19 protein-coding genes are annotated in these 18,093 nt (G+C 70.7%); 8 read left to right on the forward strand and 11 right to left on the reverse strand.

The window, feature by feature from the left end:
- The first annotated feature begins 7 nt into the window (after nucleotides 1-7).
- The 3 genes from ACY466_RS00340 to ACY466_RS00350 are packed head-to-tail and all read left to right on the forward strand — an operon-like array spanning nucleotide 8 to nucleotide 2,831.
- Nucleotides 8-1,096, forward strand: a complete 1,089-nt coding sequence (locus ACY466_RS00340) for a DUF4328 domain-containing protein (protein WP_463248791.1) — start codon at nucleotides 8-10, stop codon at nucleotides 1,094-1,096.
- Nucleotides 1,093-1,869: a glycerophosphodiester phosphodiesterase gene (locus tag ACY466_RS00345; protein WP_463248794.1), complete on the forward strand. Its 777-nt coding sequence runs from the start codon at nucleotides 1,093-1,095 to the stop codon at nucleotides 1,867-1,869. The genes ACY466_RS00340 and ACY466_RS00345 overlap by 4 nt, the downstream gene beginning before the upstream one ends.
- 50 nt (nucleotides 1,870-1,919) lie before the next feature.
- The gene (locus ACY466_RS00350; RefSeq protein WP_463248796.1) at nucleotides 1,920-2,831 is read left to right on the forward strand and encodes a DUF5926 family protein; all 912 of its coding nucleotides are present in this window, start codon (nucleotides 1,920-1,922) and stop codon (nucleotides 2,829-2,831) included.
- 30 nt (nucleotides 2,832-2,861) lie between these two features.
- Here ACY466_RS00350 and ACY466_RS00355 read toward each other — a convergent pair whose 3' ends face one another.
- Both ACY466_RS00355 and ACY466_RS00360 read right to left on the reverse strand, forming a co-directional pair.
- Entirely contained in the window at nucleotides 2,862-3,425 is a 564-nt protein-coding gene (locus tag ACY466_RS00355) for a ferritin (RefSeq protein ID WP_463248799.1), read from the reverse strand.
- Nucleotides 3,426-3,436: 11 nt separating this feature from the next.
- Nucleotides 3,437-4,318 carry a fumarylacetoacetate hydrolase family protein gene (locus ACY466_RS00360; RefSeq protein ID WP_463248802.1) on the reverse strand — a complete coding sequence of 294 codons (882 nt, stop codon included), beginning with the start codon at nucleotides 4,316-4,318 and terminating at the stop codon, nucleotides 3,437-3,439.
- Between the two features lie 21 nt (nucleotides 4,319-4,339).
- Between ACY466_RS00360 and ACY466_RS00365 the strand changes: the two genes are divergently transcribed.
- Nucleotides 4,340-5,131, forward strand: coding sequence for an IclR family transcriptional regulator domain-containing protein (locus ACY466_RS00365; RefSeq protein ID WP_463248804.1), 792 nt, complete (start codon nucleotides 4,340-4,342; stop codon nucleotides 5,129-5,131).
- Here ACY466_RS00365 and mhpA read toward each other — a convergent pair.
- Nucleotides 5,041-6,732: a bifunctional 3-(3-hydroxy-phenyl)propionate/3-hydroxycinnamic acid hydroxylase MhpA gene (gene mhpA, locus ACY466_RS00370; protein ID WP_463248806.1), complete on the reverse strand. Its 1,692-nt coding sequence runs from the start codon at nucleotides 6,730-6,732 to the stop codon at nucleotides 5,041-5,043. The two genes, ACY466_RS00365 and mhpA, sit on opposite strands and share 91 nt — an antisense overlap.
- 155 nt (nucleotides 6,733-6,887) lie before the next feature.
- Between mhpA and ACY466_RS00375 the strand changes: the two genes are divergently transcribed.
- Nucleotides 6,888-8,036 (forward strand): DUF3500 domain-containing protein, encoded by a 1,149-nt coding sequence (locus ACY466_RS00375; protein ID WP_463248808.1) that lies wholly within the window; start codon nucleotides 6,888-6,890, stop codon nucleotides 8,034-8,036.
- Between the two features lie 2 nt (nucleotides 8,037-8,038).
- Here ACY466_RS00375 and ACY466_RS00380 read toward each other — a convergent pair whose 3' ends face one another.
- The 3 genes from ACY466_RS00380 to ACY466_RS00390 all read right to left on the reverse strand — a co-directional run bounded on the left by ACY466_RS00380 (nucleotide 8,039) and on the right by ACY466_RS00390 (nucleotide 11,044).
- Nucleotides 8,039-8,956 (reverse strand): LCP family protein, encoded by a 918-nt coding sequence (locus ACY466_RS00380; protein ID WP_463248811.1) that lies wholly within the window; start codon nucleotides 8,954-8,956, stop codon nucleotides 8,039-8,041.
- Between the two features lie 460 nt (nucleotides 8,957-9,416).
- Complete coding sequence (locus ACY466_RS00385) at nucleotides 9,417-10,217, reverse strand: CPBP family intramembrane glutamic endopeptidase (protein WP_463252393.1); 801 nt, start codon at nucleotides 10,215-10,217, stop codon at nucleotides 9,417-9,419.
- Between the two features lie 56 nt (nucleotides 10,218-10,273).
- Nucleotides 10,274-11,044 carry a DUF2470 domain-containing protein gene (locus ACY466_RS00390; protein WP_463248813.1) on the reverse strand — a complete coding sequence of 257 codons (771 nt, stop codon included), beginning with the start codon at nucleotides 11,042-11,044 and terminating at the stop codon, nucleotides 10,274-10,276.
- An 892-nt stretch (nucleotides 11,045-11,936) separates the two neighbouring features.
- On the opposite strand from ACY466_RS00390, the gene pheA reads away from it, so the two are divergent.
- Entirely contained in the window at nucleotides 11,937-12,854 is a 918-nt protein-coding gene (pheA, locus tag ACY466_RS00395; protein WP_463252394.1) for a prephenate dehydratase, read from the forward strand.
- Entirely contained in the window at nucleotides 12,851-13,510 is a 660-nt protein-coding gene (locus ACY466_RS00400) for a histidine phosphatase family protein (RefSeq protein ID WP_463248816.1), read from the forward strand. The genes pheA and ACY466_RS00400 overlap by 4 nt, the downstream gene beginning before the upstream one ends.
- Nucleotides 13,511-13,557: 47 nt before the next feature.
- Here the strand turns inward: ACY466_RS00400 and ACY466_RS00405 are convergent, their stop codons facing one another.
- The 5 genes from ACY466_RS00405 to ACY466_RS00425 form a co-directional block, all read right to left on the reverse strand.
- Complete coding sequence (locus tag ACY466_RS00405; protein WP_463248818.1) at nucleotides 13,558-14,298, reverse strand: ESX secretion-associated protein EspG; 741 nt, start codon at nucleotides 14,296-14,298, stop codon at nucleotides 13,558-13,560.
- 56 nt (nucleotides 14,299-14,354) lie between these two features.
- Nucleotides 14,355-15,596, reverse strand: a complete 1,242-nt coding sequence (locus tag ACY466_RS00410) for a PPE domain-containing protein (RefSeq protein ID WP_463248821.1) — start codon at nucleotides 15,594-15,596, stop codon at nucleotides 14,355-14,357.
- Nucleotides 15,593-15,901, reverse strand: a complete 309-nt coding sequence (locus ACY466_RS00415) for a PE domain-containing protein (protein ID WP_463248824.1) — start codon at nucleotides 15,899-15,901, stop codon at nucleotides 15,593-15,595. Before ACY466_RS00415 ends, ACY466_RS00410 begins: the two co-directional genes overlap by 4 nt.
- Before the next feature lie 95 nt (nucleotides 15,902-15,996).
- The gene (locus tag ACY466_RS00420; protein WP_463252395.1) at nucleotides 15,997-16,329 is read right to left on the reverse strand and encodes a metallopeptidase family protein; all 333 of its coding nucleotides are present in this window, start codon (nucleotides 16,327-16,329) and stop codon (nucleotides 15,997-15,999) included.
- 13 nt (nucleotides 16,330-16,342) lie between these two features.
- Entirely contained in the window at nucleotides 16,343-17,596 is a 1,254-nt protein-coding gene (locus tag ACY466_RS00425) for a septum formation family protein (protein ID WP_463248826.1), read from the reverse strand.
- Between the two features lie 35 nt (nucleotides 17,597-17,631).
- Between ACY466_RS00425 and ACY466_RS00430 the strand changes: the two genes are divergently transcribed.
- Entirely contained in the window at nucleotides 17,632-18,075 is a 444-nt protein-coding gene (locus ACY466_RS00430) for an ankyrin repeat domain-containing protein (protein WP_463248829.1), read from the forward strand.
- The last annotated feature ends 18 nt before the right edge of the window (nucleotides 18,076-18,093 follow it).

The raw sequence follows: 18,093 nt of genomic DNA on the forward strand, positions 1-18,093 counted from the left end.
CTTCACGGTGAACTACTTCCAGATGTGCGGCCGGTGCGAACGCCGCATCGACGTCGGCCCCGCGCCGCGGCAGTGGTGCCCTCTGTGTCGCGGAGTGTTGCTGTCCCCGGTCGCGATCGGACGCCCGCCGGGCCGATTCGAGCCGCCCCGGAACTTCCGATGGACCGCGAGCGCGCCGCCGTCCGGCCGCCCCCGCCGGAGCCGACCCGCCGCGCCGGGCCCGACGCCCTCCTACGCGCAGACCCCCACCTGGGGCCTGCCCATGACCGCACCGGCGCCGCCGCCCGAAGGAACGAGCGCCTCCGATCGATTCGCCGCCCGCGCGCCGATGCTGCTCCGACTGACCGCCGTTCTGTTCGTCGCCGCCGCGCTCGCCGAACTCGCCCGCTACGGTCTGCTCCTGGTCAGCCGCACCTCCCTCATCGGCCCCGTCGTCCTCGCCCTGTCCGACGCGGCGGTGTGGTCCCTCGGCGTCGTGGCGGTGGGATTCGGGCTGGTCACAGCGGTGTCCGCGGTGGGGTGGCTGATCCGCGCCCGGGCCGACGCGTTCGCGACGACCGGACGAACGGACCCACGGCGGCGGCGCACGATCTATCTCGGATCGCTGATTCCGGTGGTCAACCTGGTGATGCCGGGGGTGTTCCTCACCGAGTTCGCGAGGGCGAGTCCGCATCGACTGCGGGTGGAGAAGGTGGTCCCCCGCTGGTGGCTGCTGTGGGTGCTCGACTGGATCCTGCTGACGGCGACCGCCCTTCTGCGCCTGTCCGACGGCATCCAGGCGCGCGCGAACGGAGTTCTGCTGTCGATGCTGACCGATCTCGTGGCCGCGGCGCTCGCGATGACCACGCTCGCCATCGTCCACCGCTCGCAGGATCGGACGTTGACAGGTTCGCGGAGGTCGGTCACCCGATGGACGGTGGTGCCGCCGGCTCGACCGGTCGCGGCGACGGCCGAGACCTCGGAGGCCACGGAGACCGTCGAACCCACCGATCCCGACGCGACCGACGGCACCGAGCCCGACGGCACCGAGCCCGACGGCCCCGACCCCGACGTCCCGGACCCGTCCTCCGAGGTGAAGGAACCCGTTCTGCGATGACTCCGGTTCCGTTCGTGGTCGCGCATCGTGGTGCGTCGGGCGCCCGCCCGGAGCACACTCTGGCCGCGTACGAACAGGCTCTGCGCGAAGGCGCGGACGGCGTCGAGTGCGACGTTCGGCTGACCCGCGACGGCCGAGTGGTGTGCGTGCACGATCGGCGCATCGATCGCACCTCCAGCGGCACGGGCATCGTCAGTTCGCTGACGTACGAGGCGCTCAGCGGACACGACTACGGCACCGTGGACGACCCCGCGCAGGTCCTGCTGCTCTCCGATCTCATCGACACGGTGGTGTCGTGGAAGGCGAAACCGGCCAAGCTGTTCATCGAGACCAAACACCCTGTGCGCTACGGCGGGCTGATCGAGAACAAGGTGCTCGCCGAACTGCACCGCTTCGGAATCGGCCGCCCGGGATCGGCGTCGATGTCGCGGGCCGTGGTGATGTCGTTCGCCCCGACCGCAGTGTGGCGGGTGCGTCGATCGGCACCGATGTTGCCCACCGTCCTGCTCGGCACGCAGTCGAGTCATCTGGGGGGCGGCGCTGCCACCACCGTCGGCGCCACCGCGGTGGGTCCGTCGATCAAGACGCTGCGTGAGCGCCCGGACCTCGTCGATCGCGCGGCGGCCGCCGGCCGTGCGACGTACTGCTGGACCGTCAATTCACGCGAGGACGTGCACCTGTGCCACGACCTCGGGGTGCGGTGGATCGCGACCGACCACCCCGGTCAGGCGCTCGCCTGGCTGGACGACAGTCCGCTGAATCGGCTGCTCTGACACCTGCCGATCGCCCGGGAGGATCGCCGGTACCTGTAGGTTCGGTCCTCGTGGGTAAGAAGAGCAAGAGAAACAGTGGACCCAAGCCCGACAGCCGCCGCGCGGAGCTCCTCGAGCAGCGCCGCGCCGAGCGTGAGGCGCTGTCGGCCGCGCCCGTTCGCCCTTTCGAGGGTGTGGCGTTCGAGTGCGACCTCGTCGCGATGCGCGAGTTCGTCGCCTCCGCCACCGCGCCGCTGCCGGTGACGAACGGCGAACGACCCGTCACCCTGACCACCGTGTTGCCGGGAGCCGTCGCGGCGCTGGTGCGGGACGGCGACGAGCCGGGTGGCTTCGTGGCGATGCAGGTGCGCTCGTTCTCGGAGGATCTGTCCGCCGATCTCGCGGCGTCCGTCGAATGGGCCCGTACCGGCGAAAACGGCACGTCCATCGACGCCGCGAACCCCACCGACACCACCCCCCGGCTGGTCGACCTCCTCGAGCCCGGAACCGGTCTCGACATCACCGTGCACAAGGACTTCTCGTGGTGGCTGCCCGAGGGAACGGAGCCGTCGCCCGACGTCGCCGCGACCATCGAACAGGCCAACACCGCCGTCATGCCGTCCGCTCGCATCACCGCCGACGGTGTCGAGGCCGCCTGGTGGGTCGACGCCGGGGACAAGGCCCACATTCGCTGGGTGCGGCCCGAGGACGAGGACGAGCTGATGCTCGCCCTGGCTCGGTTGCAGTCTCGGAACGCGCTGCACGTCGGCGACGGCTCCCGCTTCGCGGGATCGTTTCGCACCCACGGTCTGCTCGTGCCGGTCTTCGACCTCGACCCCGAGGTACATCCCGACGAATGGGCGACGGGCACGCAGGAACTCGGTCGGCGCCTGACCGACGTCCTGGCCGAGACCGGCGCGCTGACCTCGGACGAGATCCGGGCCCGCGACGGATTGCGCAGTCGCCAGGTCACCCTGCGCTGAGGCACCGGGTCCGCCGGTTCGACCGGCTGCTCAGCCGAGCCCGCCGGCGGCCCGCGGCGCCGATGCTCCGCCGCGGTCCTCGGTGGTCATCTCTCGGGCGACGAAGTCCTCGATGTGGAAGAGATTGTCACCTGCGCGGTCGACGATGGTGAGGAGTGTGGTCATGCTCGCCACCTCCTCGATCTGCTCGCCGAGGAACCACTGCACGAACTGTTCGCCGAGGTAGTCGCCCGTGTCGCGGGCCGTGCGGGCCAGCGCGGTGATCTGCGCCGTCACGGCCTTCTCCTGTCGGAGGGCGAGTTCGACCGGTTCGCGGACGGTCGCGAACGAGGTGGTCACGTCGTCCACACCCGGAACACGCACCTCGAGGCCGTTGTCCAACAGGTACTGGATCATCATCATCGCGTGGCCGCGCTCCTCGTCGGCCTGGCTGTAGAACCGGGCCGCGAGCTGAGGCAGGTCGGCGCCGTCGAAGTAGACCGCGATTGCGATGTACTGCTGGGACGCGGTGAACTCGTGCCGGATCTGCTCGCGCAGGAGCTCGTGGAACGCGCTTCGGTCGTGGGAGTCGGTTGCGTCGTGGTCACCGGTCATGACCCGGAACGCTACTGCGTCGTGGTGGTCGGGTCGACGGTCGTCCGTCGGATCGGGCGTCGACGAGATCCTCCGATCGGCGTGCGGAGGACGCCCAGACCCTCCACCTCGACCTCCACGACGTCGCCGCCCCGAAGCAGCCACGGTGGTGTGCGCACGTAGCCCACGCCGGACGGAGTGCCGGTGGCGACGACGTCTCCGGGATGCAGCGTCATCGTCCGGCTGACCAGCGACAGGATGCTGCCCACGTCGAAGATCATGTCGGTGGTGTTCGCGTCCTGCACCGTCGTCCCGTTGACCCGCGTGGTGAGGCGGCGACCGTCGCGCAGATCGCCCACCTCGTCGGACGTCACCAGGGGCCCCATCGGACCCGATCCGTCACCGTTCTTGCCCAGGGTCCACTGGGTGGTCAGCTTCTGGGCTCGGCGGGCGGTCAGGTCGTTGAACGTGCAATATCCGAACACCGCGGCGAGTGCGTCGACGGCGGTGGCGTCGGTCAGTTCGGACCCCACGACCGCGGCGATCTCGCCTTCCCAGTCCAGTCCGTCCTCGTCGACGGGAACCGGTGCCGCGACGTCGCCGACGCTGAGCGAGGCGGTCCACCGTCCGAACAGCGTCGGATGTTCCGGCGGAATGAATCCACCCTCCCGCGCGTGCTCGCGATAGTTGAGCCCGACGCACAGCACTCTGGCTCGGTCCGGAACCAGGGGCACCTCGCGGATGTCGGTTCGCCGCAGCGTCGGCGCCGCCGGATCGACGGCGGCGACGGCCGACCACGGGTCCGACCAGAACGTGGTGATGTCTCCCAACACCGTGACCAGGTCGTTCCGCAGGATCGCGACCTCCGGTGCGCTAGCGTCCGGTCGAGAGATTCCGACGAGGTGCACGGGCATTTCCGTTCTGTCGAGGTGGACATGAGTGTGTTGAGTCGAGCCGGGGCGATCCTCGACGTCCTCGCCGAGTCGGGCCGTCGACTCACGGTGCGCGAGATCGCCGACGCGACCGGGTCACCGCGTTCCTCGGTGCACCGGGTGGTGACCGAACTGGTCGCGCTGCGGTACCTGGCGCCCGCGCCGGCCGGTGGTTTCCGACTGGGCCCCGGACTGATGAGAGTCGCGTACGGCAGCCAGCAGCAACTGGTCGCGCCTCTGCGCCCGGCGCTCGCCGCGCTGGCCCGCACGGTCGACGAGAACGTGGATCTGGCGGTACTCGACGGAAGCGAGGTGGTGATCGTGGATCAGATCGCGTCGAGTCACCGGTTGCAGGCGGTCACCCGAGTAGGGAAGGTGTTTCCCACGCACGCGAGTTGCCTCGGGAAGGCCCTGCTCGCGTCGGTCCCGGAATCCACTCTGACGGAACTTCTTCCGGCTGTCATGACGGCCTTCACGCCGCACACCGTCACCGATCGCGACGCACTGCTGGCCGAGATCGCCGAGGTCCGCCGAACGGGTATCGCCTTCGACGACGAGGAGCACGACCTGACGATCAGCGCTGCGGCCGTGGCGATCCGGCGCACGGGCGGGATCACACACGCGGTGTCCGTGGTCGCACCCACGGCTCGATTCCGTGCGCGGCGGACGGCATACGTCACGGCGTTGCTGGACCTGCGGCGCACTCACGATGCCGATACCGCGTCCGACGTCCGCGCCAGGAACGCGTCGACGAGGGCGCCGGTCTCGCCCGCGGTCGCGGCGCCGAACACGTAGAAGTCCGGTCGGACGAGCACGCAGTCCGCGTCGAGATCGTCCAGCCACCGCGTGTACGTGCGGTCCACGTCCTCGACGCGCAGCACACCGTCCTCGACGCGCAGCACACCGTCCTCGACGCGCAGCACACCGTCCTCGACGCGCAGCACACCGTCCTCGACGCGCAGCACACCGTCCTCGACGCGCAGCACACCGTCCTCGACCGGCGACACGCCGCCGACGCCCGCGGTCAGGGCCACGACCGTGATGCCCGCGGCCGAGAGTCCCGTCGTCCGTTCGCTTTTCGGGTCGGAGACGCCGTGGCGCAGAAGCAGTATGCCCGGCCCGGCCAGATCGTCGAGGCGCGCGATCGAGGCGTCGGGCCCGCCGACCGGTCGCACCCGGCCCTGCACGGAGAGCGACCCCCCGTGTGTGCCGACGTGCATGCCCGGTCCGAGCCGGGGTCGGGGCGGCCGGGCCGGGTCGTCGCCGTGACCGTCGAGCAGTCGGCGATCCCGCCGCGTCGCCTCGTCGACATCGGTCACGCACACCATGTCTCCGAGCGACATGGAGAACTCGATGAACCGGGCGACGTGGTCGATGCGTTCCGGCCCGTAGGTGTCCAGCAACGTCGTCGGTGCGTCGCCGCGAAGAACCGCGGACAGCTTCCATTCCAGGTTCATGGCGTCCCTGATCCCCGCACACAGTCCCTGGCCTGCGAACGGGGGCATCAGATGGGCCGCGTCCCCGGTTATCAGGATGCGACCACGACGCCACCGAGTGGCCCAGCCCGCCTGGAACGTGTAGGTGGCGTGCCGCGCGAGTCGAGCGGTATCCGGTCGGACACCGAAGGGGGCGAGGAGTTTCCACGCATACTCGGCCGTGTTCATCTCCTCGATCGTCTCCTCGGGCAGGCGCATGAACTCCCACCGACGGCGGCCGGGTCCGCCGGGCACCATGGTGCTGGGGCGGGCCGGATCGCAGTGCTGCCGTGCGACGTTCGGGATTCGGGAGCCGTCACGGGGTACGACGTCGACGACCAGCCAGTCGTGGAAGTACCCCTGATCGTGCCAGGCGCATTCGATGTCGGCGGCGACGCGACTGTGTGCGCCGTCCGCACCGACCAGGTAGCGCGCCTCGAGACGGTGGCGGCGTCCGCTCCGGTCGACGAATCCCGCGACGACTCGATCGGCGCTCTCGGCGTGCCGCCGGTACTCGAGACCGCGGTGCACGGTGATGGAGTCCGACCGCTCGATCTGCTTCTGCAGTTCGGCCTCGAGATCGGGTTGGTGGAAGAAATACGTGTTGTACCAACCGGATTCACCACGGCCTCGCCAGTCGTACTCGACGAGGGTGCGCTGGTCGGCGTTCTGCCAGACGTACATACCGTCGTACGGCTCGGTCACGCTCGGGATGCGGTCCGGGGCGAGGCCGACGGACTGGAATGCGCGCGCGAACTCGGCGTCGTGGGTCACCGCTCGGGGCAGCTCGTAATCTCGGGTCTGCTTGTCCACCAGAACGATCGAGTGACCGCGTCGAGCGAGCCGGACGGCGAGGAACTTCCCCACGGGTCCGGCACCGACCACGAGAACGTCGGCGGGGGTGGCTGTGTCGGTAGTCATCGCCGCGGGACACTACGACGCTCGCTCGGGCGGGCCAAGAGCCGTGTCCCGTGAAACGGGACAGAAGCGTTGTGCCCGCGGGGTCCGCGCCCGCAGCATCGTGACGACCGCCCCCACCGGACGGCGCCGCCGCCGAGAAAGGAGCCGGGACGACCATGAGCCCGCACACCGACCCGGATCCGTTCTCCCACTACCGAGCCGACGGCACGGCCACGGCCGCGACGGTCACGATGATGGGCTTGCTCGACACGTGCAGTCCGGAGCAACGGTCGAACATGGTGCTGGATTTCGACGATCCCCGACGCGTCGACTGGGACATCATCCCGCGCCCCGACCGCACGGGTCTGTCTCTCGACCGCTTCGATCGACACCAGACCGTGTTGCTGTGGGATCTGATTCGCCGGACGGTCCCGCTCCGGACGTTCACCAAGATCCTGGCCGTTCCCCAGCTCGAACACGTCCTCCGCGACTACGAACACGAGTTTCTCGGACCCGCCCTGCAGTCGTGGCGATCGTCCGAGTCCTACCACCTGACGGTGTTCGGCCGACCGGCCTTCGAGGACACCTGGACGATGCGGCTGCTCGGGCACCACGTGTGTCTCAACGTCACCGTCGTCGCGGAGCGGTACGTCTGTGCGACGCCGATGGCTCTCGGTCAGCAACCCACCGAGTACGACGGGGTGCTGACCCCGCTCGCCGACGACGAGGGCCTGGGCTTCGCCGTCCTGGAATCGCTGGACGACGCGCAGCGGGCGGCCGCCGTGGTCCACGACGTCGCACCCGCCGACTTCGTCACTCGCCAGGTACCCGGGGTCGGGGCGTACGAGTACCCCGATCTGTACGACCTGGGAATGCCCGGTTACGTGATCACCGACGCGGATCGGGTGGCCCTGAAGTTCGTCCGCGCCCACCCCGCCGGGATCTGCGGTGCGCAACTCGGACCCGACCAGTGGGACGTCCTCGTCGATCTCGTGTCCTGCTACCTCCAGCGGCTCCCGAAGGAGGTGGGTGCGGCCGCGACGCGACGGTTGCTGGAGCGGGGTCCGGCCGGGGTGCACTTCGCGTGGGCGGGGGCGCAGCGCCGCGGTGCGCCGCACTACTTTCGCGTGCAGACCGAGGACCACCTGATCGAGGCGGTCAACGCGGTGGGCGGGGGCAACCATCTGCACACCGTCCTGCGGGACCTGTCCAACGACTTCGGCGCGGGTCTCCTGGCCGCGGCTCGCACCGACGATCGATGGGGCGGCGCACACCTCGAGACGCGCCGGACGTCCAGCGCCGACTCCGATCCGGGACTCGAGTGAGCTCAGCCGCCCGTCAACAGCTCCGGGGGCAATTGCTGACCGGTGGCCAACAGGTCGAAGAATTGCGAGGCTCGCTCTCGGTCGGACAGCAGCACGTTTCCGGAGCCGCCCACATCCTCGAAGCCACTGATGGGAACGGTGGTGGTCACCATGTCACCGCGCAGTGCCCACGCCAGGGACCCGAGGTTCCAGATGTGGTCGCCGTTGTCGACCTGCAGGGAACCGACGGTTCCGCGAACGAGCGGGATCGCGCGGAACGGATTGAGGAAGGTCGCCGGGCTCGTCGCCTTCGACAGCAACGACGACAGGAACAGTCGCTGGTTGTTCATCCGGTCGAGGTCGGCGAGCGGTGTGGCGCGGGTTCGCACGAAACCCAGGGCCTCCGCGCCGGAGAGCTCCTGGCAGCCGGCCCGGAGGTCGATGCCGGCGAGGGGATCGTTGATGTCGTACGGCACGCAGAGGTCCACACCGCCGATGGCGTCGACCATGTCGGCGAAGCCGCCGAAACCCACCTCGGCGTAGTGGTCCATCCGCAGCCCGGTCACGGTCTCGACCGTCTGGGTCAGCAGGGGCGCACCGCCGAGAGCGAACGCGGCGTTGAGCTTGTCCGATCCGTAGCCCGGAATGGGGACGTACCAGTCGCGCGGAAGGCTGACCATGGTCGTCGGTCCGTCGGCGGGGATGTTGATGAGCAGAATCGTGTCGGTGCGGCCCGCGCCGATGTCGCCTCCGGTGGCGAGCGCCGCTTCCTCCTCGGGACTCAGCCCCGTGCGGCTGTCGGATCCGACGAGCAACCAGTTGGTGCCGGGAGTGTCGGCGACGCGACCGTCGTAGTTCGTGAGCGCCTCGGTGCGTGCGAGAGAGGTGTCGGCCCAGACGCCCGCGCCGACGATCATCAGCAGCAGAACCAGGAAAACCACGCCGATCCGGCGACCCCACCGGGGCCGACGCCTCGTCCGGGGCGGAGGACCCGGCGGCGGCGCGTGTCGACCCGCGGGGCGCGGCGGTGGTCGTCGCATCGGCGGCTGCTGCGGGGGCGGTGGTCGGCGCTGAGGGTTGTACTGCCGGGGGTCCTGCTGCTGGGGGTTCTGCTGCCGGGAAGGGATCGGCCGTCCGCGGTCGTCGCGAGGGCCCCGCTGCGGGACGTTCGACCATGCCTGCGGGTGTTGCGGAGCCCGCGGGTGTTGCGGGGGCGGGGGAGCGGGCCGTCGGGGGCGGTTGTGTTCGGTCCATCCGGGTGCCGCGCCGGGCCGCCTACGCACCACGGGGGCGTCCTCGTCCCGAGGCCTCCCCGGAGGGGGTGGGCGTCGCCGAGGGTCGTAGGGCGGCTGATGACTCACGAATCGACTGTATCCGGCCGGGGACGTCGAGTGCGCGCACTCAGCCGGGCAGCCACGACACCCGACCGCGCAGTACGGAGAATCCGACGAACGCGACGATGTCGATGACGGCGTGGGCGATGACCAGCGGCCACAGCCGCGAGGTGCGCTGGTAGTACCGACCGAAGATCAGCCCCATCACCACGTTGCCCAGCCCGGCGCCGAAGCCCTGGTACAGGTGATAGCTCCCGCGGAGCAGGGCCGACGCCAGCAGCGATCGGTTGTCGCTCCACCCGAGCGCCCGCAACCGCGCCATCAGATAGGCGACCACCAGCACTTCCTCGGCGACGGAATTGGCGATCGCGGACAGGGTGAGAGTGATCGGCCGCCACCACGCGTCGTTCACGGTGCTGGGCAGAACGGTGACGTTGAGATCGAGCTCGACGGCCACCAGGTAGAACAGCAGGCCCGGGATACCGATGACGGCCGCGAGGACGAGGCCGTGCAGCACGTGCGGGCGCAGCCTCGGGCGCGCGAAACCGATGGCGCGAGGCCCGATCCCGCTGCGCCACAACAGGTACAGGCCCAGCGCGCCCCACGCGACGAGGCGTAGTACGCCGAGGAGCTGGCGAAGGAAGTCGACGACGCCGAGTTGCGATTGCGAGACGTTGATCGCGACCGTCTGCTCCGACAGCGATCCCTGTTCCAGGCTCGATTCGACGAGCGACAGGATGCTGGAGAGCCCGCTGAGACCGAAGGTGACGAGGAGAACGACGACGATCTCGACGCGAATCGCGGTCGGGGATTCGGTCGGCTTCGCAGGGTCTGCGGCGGGGCGGTGATCGTCGGACACGTGATCGATTGTGCCCGTCCACGAACTCGGGCCCGGGAAGATCGGCGACGCAGGAGCGGGTCCGCTCAGGCCTCGCGAGCGCGCAGTCCGTTGAGAAAAGGGCAGCCGCCGAGCACGCGCAGCGCCCGACTCAGCTGGGTGACGTCGCCGACGGGAGCCGGGAACGGAACGCGGACGTCGTGGTCACCGTCCGGTCCTTCGACGCGAAGCCGGATGCCGAGCCGGTCGATGCCCAGTGGGCGCGGCCGGCCGCGTCGAAGCGACGGAGGCAGGCGTCGGGCGATCTGGGCGACGAGTTCGGAGTGGTCGCTGTCGAGGTGTTGCAGCCAACCGGTCTCGACCTCCCAGAACGGGTCCGGTTCGGCCGACATCAGTTCGTCGATCGGCACGGGCTCGGCTCCCGTGGCGTCGGCGACCACGGCCGAGTCGAGGATCAGGCGCATCAGCGTTCCGGTGTGCCCCACATCGAGCAGGCCGGCGTGCGGGTACTGCGCCGCGACGGCGGCCGCGACGGCGCGCTCGGTGTCCTCGGGGACGCGCCGCAGTTCACCGCTGAGCCAGACGAGCGACCGAACGGATTCCCGCAGTTCGACGGGCGCATGGTCGGTGAGTTCGAGGACGGCGGGCAGGCCGCCGCGTCCGACCTGCCACGCGAGGGCGCCCACGGTGCTGTCCGAGGGCACCACCATGACGACCTCGCCGGGCGCGCGCAGGAAGTGCACGGTGGTGGCGACCGGCGCGCTGCCCTGAGTGGCGAGCATCGCGTGCTCGGTGCGCAGGCAGACGCTGCGGACGCGTTCGGCGGTCGAGGGGGTGGTGGTGACGGCGGCGGTCATGGTTGCTCCTGATACGTCCGAGCCGTGCGCAGCGACGACGATGCGCTTATTAGGTAAGCCTGAGCTAAGCAGCCCGGAGCTCGGTTCGCAAGGGCTCGACGCACTAGAGTCGGCGTTCGTGCCCACGATGCTCACCTTGGGCGTGCGACCCCGCCGCGATCCTCGCGCTCTGTTCACCGGTCTGCTGATCGCGCGATGCGACGACCCGGCGGACGCGCCCGCCTCGTCGTCCGAGCTGATCGGCCGCGTCTGCGTGCCGCTCGGCGCGATCGCCGCCGACACCGACGCCTCCGGTCTCGTCGTCCGACTCGACGTCGAGCCCACGCCCGGAATGCCCGTCGGGGCGATGTACACCGTGACGGCGAACGCCGACGACCTCGCCGAGGCCGTCGGGCTCCATCTCCCCGCGCCCCTGACCGTGTTCTGCGGCGACGGCGATGTGGTGGAGATCGTCGGCACCGTCGATCGCGCAGGCCGGCACTGCGGTCTGGACCTCTCCGGTCTCGATGTCTCGGGTGTCGATGTCTCGGGTGTCGACACCTCGGCGCGGGATCGGGTCGCGGACTTCCTCGCGGTCGTCACGCACGCCGAACGGGATTCCTCGCCCGCGCCGCGGACGCGACCGAGGTTCTCGCCGTCGTCGCCGGTACCGTCGCGGCCCTGCGAGGGGACGACATTCGGCGCGCGCTTCGGGCCCCCGACCTCGTCGCACTGCTCGGACTGCATCCGGACGCCGCGGCCGCGACCCGCGAGGTGCTGCTCGGCGTCGACGTCCCGGACGCGGCGGCCGTCGCCGCCGAACTCGAGGACCGGATTCGCGGGGCCGGTGGCTCGTGAACCCGTCCCGAGCGACTCGGGCGCGGGCGACCCCGGCACGCGTAACGTCGTGACCGTGCGCATCGCCTACTTCGGTCCTTCGGGAACCTTCACGGAAATGGCCCTCGCGAAACTCGAATCCGGCGGCGCCTTCGCGGACGCCGTCGTCGAGCGCGTCAGCGCGTCCAGCCCGCCCGCGTCCCTGGACCTGGTGCGGTCCGGCGACGTCGACGGCGCGGTGGTTCCCATCGAGAACTCCGTCCACGGCTCGGTCCCCCCGACCCTCGACGCGTTGGCGGGTGGCGAGCGCCTGCAGATCGTCGCCGAGACCGAACTCGACGTCTCCTTCACCATCGTCGGTCGACCCGGCACCACTCTCGACGCCGTGCGCACGGTGCGGGCGTATCCGCACGCCGCGGCCCAGGTGCAGCAGTGGCTCGACCGGACCGTGCCCGACGCGCGTGTGGAGTTCGCGGCGTCCAATGCCGCTGCGGCCGAGGATATCTCGGCCGGTCTGGCCGACGCGGCCGTGTCGACGGAGCTGGCGGGTCGGCGGTTCGGCCTCGACGTCCTCGCCGCGGATGTGGCGGACGTGGAGAACGCGCGCACGCGCTTCGTGCTCGTCACCCGGCCGTGCCCGCCGCCCGCCCGGACCGGCACCGACCGCACCGCCGTCGTGCTGACCCCGGTCAATCGGCCCGGCACCCTCACGGCTGCGCTGACCGAGTTCAGTATGCGGGACATCGACCTCACGTTCATCGAATCACGGCCGATGCGAACACATTTCGGGACCTACCGCTTCTACATCGACTGCGTCGGACACATCGACGACACCGGAGTCGCCGAGGCGCTGCAGGCGCTGCACGAGAAGACGGACGTGCGTTTCCTCGGATCCTGGCGGTCGACCACCGCGGCGCCGACGCGCCCCACCGGAGCCGACGCCGAGGCCGCCGCCTGGCTCGACGCAATTCGCCGCGGCCGGGACGAGACGTGACCGGCACGCTGATCATGGTGCGCCACGGCCAGACTCATTCGAACGCGGCTCGTCGTCTGGACACGCTGCCGCCCGGAGCAGCCTTGACGGACACCGGCCACGAGCAGGCCCGGACGTTCGCCGAGACCGTGTCCGGGCGCCCCGCGGCCGTCATCAGCTCGGTCGCGCTGCGCGCTCGCCAGACCGCGACGTACATCGCCGATGCGACCGGTGTCGCCCTCGACGTGTGGAACGGGCTCCAGGAAACGCACGTGGGTGACCTCGAGGACCGCACCGACGCCGATGCCCACGAGGAGTTCCAGGCGGTGTACCACCGGTGGCTCGTCGGTGATCTCGACAGTCGTACGCCCGGGGGAGAATCCGGTCGCGAAGTTCTGGATCGCTGGGTTCCGGTCCTCGACGACGTCCGTCGGACGTACCTCGACGATTCGGGATCGAGGGTGTACCTCGTGGGACACGGAGCCGCGATCCGACTGGTGGCGACGGTGCTGGCCGACATCGACCCGGTGTTCGCGACGGAGAATCACCTCGACAACACCGGGACCGTCGAACTCGTGCCGCACGGACCGGACCGGTGGGACTGCGTGCGCTGGGGTCGGCACACCCCACCGCTCGTCTCCTCCGGCACGAAGGGCCCCGACGACCCGATGGGCTAGCAGTACGAATGGGCCAGCAGTTCGGATGGGCCGGCAGTTCGGATGGGTCAGCTTCGGCCCAGGAGACGTCGGGTGAGTTCGGGATCGGACGGACGGGCCGCGCTCGTGGCCTGGAGCAGCGTCCGCACCGACGCGAGAATTCGCGGTGTGGTGGCGGGAGACAGGGTCGCCCAGCGAGAGCCGTCGGCCGCAGAGGTGGTGCGGGCGATCACGCGGCCCTCGGCGGTGTCGTAGAGCGCGAACGGTGGTGCGGGCCGTGTGCCGACTCCGTCCCGGTGAGCGGTGCCCACCACCTCGACGTGCCGGCGGCACGGCCCGAGTACCGACTCCACGTCGTCGACGGGACAGCGGGTCGATTCCGCCCGGCTCGGGCTCACCGATCCGAGATCCCGAACCACGATGGCCGCGACGTCACCCCCGAGCGGTGCGAGATCGAGACCGTCTCGGTCGATCCGCGCCCGGACGGCGTACCCGCGATCGGTGAGCCGGACGCACCACCGATCCGAGACATGCTGCAGCGCAGCGTGCTCGACGGCGCGGACGTCGAGCGTTCCGCCCGGACGGGTCAGTGTCGCCAGAAGGTCGGCGACGCCCGGCGTGGGCCGGTCGTGCGCATCGGTCAGTCCGCGCGCGTGCCGGGACGACGCCGTGGCGGCGCGCAGGCGGATGAGGCGTTCGACCGTGTCCACCGACGGTCGCAGCGCCAGTACCGGAGGCAGTTGAGCGAAGTCCGGGCCCGGGAGCAGACACGTCAGATCGTCCACCGTCAGATGGATCGGTGGGGTCATCGGTGCACCGATGACCGGTGATGCAGTCAGCGGTACGGGTGTCCCGACCCCGGAGGTCACGGCGCCCGGTCGGGTGCGCCGATCACCGAGGGCACCACGGGGACACCGTCGTCGAAGCGCACGAGGTGTCCGGAGACGCGAGCCGTCACGGCGTCGTCCTCGGTTCGGCTGTGCGACAACGGCATGGGGCCGACGTTCGCGCGAGTGGAGTGGGCGGAGTCCCCGGTCGTCCCGATGGTCGTACTCCGATGATCGGACGAGCCGCCGGACGGGGCCGCGGTGGCGGCGCTCCACGGCGAGGGCGAGTGCGTTCGGGTATCGACGCCCTGCACGCCGTTGCCCGGTATGCCCATACCGGCTGCGGCGGAACCCGTTCGGGCGGCACCACCCCCACCCCCACCCCCACCCCCACCGGCACCACCCCCACCACCGGCGCCGAGGAAACCGAACCCACCGGAGCCGAAAGAACCGGAACCGACACCGCCGGAGTTCGAGCCGACCTGCCCGCTCGTGCCGCCGCCGATCACGGAGGACAGCGTCGACGGGACCTGGGTGACGGCCTGGACGGCGGCAGACGCCGCTCGGGTGGCCGCGGGATGGTCGGGGACAGCCGCCGGATCGCGTAGTGCACTGTCCGACAACCGAATCGGATCGAGGGGGTGGACGGTGTTCTCGGCCGGCGCCGACGGATCGGCGTCCACGTCGCGGTCGGCGTGACCACGCACCGGGGTGGGGTGACCGTCCGGACCGGTGACCGCCGTGACGGTGACCGCGGGCGGTGCGGCGACGGTATCGGTGACGGCGAGAATCGACGTGGCGCTCTCGTACGCCTCCATGACGAGGGCCGCGCGAACATCGAGTGCGGTGTCCGCTGCCTCGGCCGCCTGCGCGGCACCGACCGCGGCCCCACCCGTCGCGTATGCCGCGGTCTTCGACGTCTTCACGGCGGCGATCTCCACCAGCGTCGGCATGACGGCGACGGCGGTGGTGTACGCGGTGGCCTGGGCCGACGCCTTCGCGGCGACGGTTCCGGCGAGGCCGGCGACACCGTGTGACCACGCGGCGAGACCGCCCAACCGATCGGTGGCGACGGCGGCGGTGTCCCCGCTCCACGTGGCGGACAGTTCCGCTGTGGCGCGTGCGAGCGTCACGGCGACGTCGGTGTACGCCGCGGACACCGTCGACCAGGCACTCGCCGCCGCGACCAGGGGAGCCGCTCCGGCCCCGGCGGCGAGAGCAGCGGAGTTGACGGTGGCCGTGCGAGGCAGCCAGAACACGCCGGTGGGTCCCGCGGTCATGCCGATCCCGCCAACGCGCCCCCGAGAGCACGGTCCACGTCGGTGTACGCGGCGGCCTGGGCACGCAACGCCGCCGCGGTCTCGTGCAGCTCGCCGATCGCCGCCGCGGCGGCCGGATCGAGGGACCGGGCCGCCGTCCAGAAGTACCGCGCGGCCAGCAGGGACACCTCGTCACCGCCGGCGGGCGGCGGACCCGTCGCGGCCGTCGCGGCCCCGACGGCGTCGGCCAGGCGCACGGCGACGGCGTCGAGATCTGCGGCGGCGGCGAGCAGAGCGTCCGGCTCGACGAACACGTGTCCGATCACTGGCGTCCCCCTACGTCCGATGTCCTTCGGAGAGCAAAGACGCACGGGCCTCGGAAACGGTTCCGCCCGCGCGGGACGAATTCGGGGGGACGGATTCAGCCGAAGCCGAGTTCGTGCAGACGATCGTCGTCGATACCGAAGTGGTGGCCGATCTCGTGCGCGACCGTCACGGCGATCTCGTGGCGAGCGTCGTCCTCGTCGGCGGCCATGTCGAGGATCGGGAGCCGATAGATGGTGATGACGTCCGGCAGGTGGCCGCTGTACTCGAACCGCTCCGTGAGGGCGACGCCCTCGTACAGCCCCAGGATGTCCTCGGTCGGATGCCGGTCCTCCACGAGGACCACGACGTTGTTCATGAAGTTCGCCAACTCGTCCGGCAAGGAGTCGAGCGCGTCACCGACCGCGGCGTCGAACTCGGACTCCGACATCGAGACCGACACGTCAGTTCCCGGGAATCGGCGCGGCACCGGGCAGCGGAGTCGGGAGGCTTCGGCCGTCGGGAATCGCGGGCGGCGGAACGGGCGGTGCACCGTCGATGGTGATCTCCCCGCGAGCACTGCCGACGATGGAGGCGAAGCCGCCGGCCTCGACCTCCTTGCCGATGGAGCAGCTCACCCGCTTGCTGCCCGCGAGCCAGCTCGACGCGTCGACGTTGTCCCAGAAGAGGGTCAACGTCTGGTTGCGCAACGCGTCGGGACTGCCGAGATACGCGTCGGCCGCCTGCGTGCAGGTCGGTTCCAGGAAAGCGTCCTGGTCCTCGACCGACGGGAGGCCGCCCGGGAACTGGGCGGCGAGGTCGACGACGGAGACCACCTCGAACGCGTGGGGAGCGGCGCAGTCGACGGGGTCGGTGGGAACGCCGGCGTCGACGCCGACACACGATCCGGTCTCCCAGATCATCGACTGGTCCTGGTCGGCGACACCGCCCGTCATGAGCTGGAGAGCGCTGGTGGCGCCGGTCTGTTGGATGCCGCAGCGGATGGTGCGCTCGCCCGCGGCCCATCCGGCCTGGCTGGGGAACATGAGGCCGATCGAGTACCTGCCCGTGGGATCGAACCTCCCGCCGGTGTAGTCCTGCACCGCGGTCTCGCAGTGCTCGTCGCGCAGCGCGGTGAACCGAGCGGAATCGGGATAGGCCGCGGCGACGCCGAACTCCGCCGTCGGATACAGCGACAGGTCCACCGGTTCCGCGACCTCGAAGCGGTGCGGTTCCGCGCAGGGCACCACGGCGAGGTCCTGTCGGTCGGTGTCCGGATCGTCCGTCGGGGTCCACTGCAGACAGTCGCCTGCGCCCGCCCCGTCGAACGAGCCGACGGCCGACGCCGCCACCGGTGCCGAGGACGACGACGGTGCGGCGACCTTCTCCGCACGGTCGAATCCGCCGGACACCGCGATCGTGACCCCGGCGGCACCGATCGCTCCGATCGCGACCAGAGCGAGCAGCTTGCGTGCTCGCGACGCCTGGACGGTGCGGCGGGCGGATTCGGTCGTGGGGGCGTCGTCGGGCCCGTCCGCCGGCGCGGCGGAGGTGTTCGTGGCGTCGTCTTCGCCGGTGCCCGTGCTCTCGGCCGAGTCGGTGGCGGCGAGGGTGTCGTCGACCGTCGGGGACGCGTCGGGTGCGGGATTCTCGGCATCCGCCGGGGGCACGTCCGCGTCGGGCGTGCTCGGGGTCGGATCGTCGGGCTTCTCGGACATCCCCACCATCATGCCTGCCGGTAAGTTCTGTGGGTATGAGTGGTCCGACGAGTCCCCAGCCGCACGACGACGGACCGGCACCGTCGGCCGGGACCGATTCTGCCGAGGCGGACGTCCAGGAGTTGGCCACCCGTCTGTTCGCGATGGCTCGTGCCGGTGACGCGGATTCGCTGGGGGCGTACGTCGACGCGGGCGTCCCCGTCGATCTGGCCAACGATTCCGGCGACACCCTGGTGATGCTCGCGGCCTATCACGGGCACGCCGAGGCGGTGACGGCGCTGGTCCGCCGGGGCGCCGACGTGGACAAGGTCAACGACAAGGGTCAGACCCCCATCGCCGGCGCCGTGTTCAAGGGCGAGGACGAGGTGGTGCGAGCGCTCGTGGAGGCCGGGGCGAATCCTCTCGGCGGTCACCCCACGGCCGTCGACGCGGCGCGAATGTTCGGCCGCGAGGACTATCTCGGCATCCTCGGCGCGTAGCGGCGTGGATCCGGACTC

The sequence above is a fragment of the Rhodococcus sp. K11/5 genome (assembly GCF_055193735.1).

What these genes read in the sequence shown, in the direction of transcription:
- ACY466_RS00345 (WP_463248794.1), top strand. Translation starts at nt 1,093, where the DNA reads ATGACTCCGGTTCCGTTCGTGGTCGCGCATCGTGGTGCGTCGGGCGCC.
- ACY466_RS00355 (WP_463248799.1), bottom strand. Translation starts at nt 3,425, where the DNA reads ATGACCGGTGACCACGACGCAACCGACTCCCACGACCGAAGCGCGTTC.
- ACY466_RS00360 (WP_463248802.1), bottom strand. Translation starts at nt 4,318, where the DNA reads ATGCCCGTGCACCTCGTCGGAATCTCTCGACCGGACGCTAGCGCACCG.
- ACY466_RS00365 (WP_463248804.1), top strand. Translation starts at nt 4,340, where the DNA reads ATGAGTGTGTTGAGTCGAGCCGGGGCGATCCTCGACGTCCTCGCCGAG.
- mhpA (WP_463248806.1), bottom strand. Translation starts at nt 6,732, where the DNA reads ATGACTACCGACACAGCCACCCCCGCCGACGTTCTCGTGGTCGGTGCC.
- ACY466_RS00375 (WP_463248808.1), top strand. Translation starts at nt 6,888, where the DNA reads ATGAGCCCGCACACCGACCCGGATCCGTTCTCCCACTACCGAGCCGAC.
- ACY466_RS00390 (WP_463248813.1), bottom strand. Translation starts at nt 11,044, where the DNA reads ATGACCGCCGCCGTCACCACCACCCCCTCGACCGCCGAACGCGTCCGC.
- ACY466_RS00405 (WP_463248818.1), bottom strand. Translation starts at nt 14,298, where the DNA reads ATGACCCCACCGATCCATCTGACGGTGGACGATCTGACGTGTCTGCTC.
- ACY466_RS00410 (WP_463248821.1), bottom strand. Translation starts at nt 15,596, where the DNA reads ATGACCGCGGGACCCACCGGCGTGTTCTGGCTGCCTCGCACGGCCACC.
- ACY466_RS00420 (WP_463252395.1), bottom strand. Translation starts at nt 16,329, where the DNA reads ATGTCGGAGTCCGAGTTCGACGCCGCGGTCGGTGACGCGCTCGACTCC.
- ACY466_RS00425 (WP_463248826.1), bottom strand. Translation starts at nt 17,596, where the DNA reads ATGTCCGAGAAGCCCGACGATCCGACCCCGAGCACGCCCGACGCGGAC.
- ACY466_RS00430 (WP_463248829.1), top strand. Translation starts at nt 17,632, where the DNA reads ATGAGTGGTCCGACGAGTCCCCAGCCGCACGACGACGGACCGGCACCG.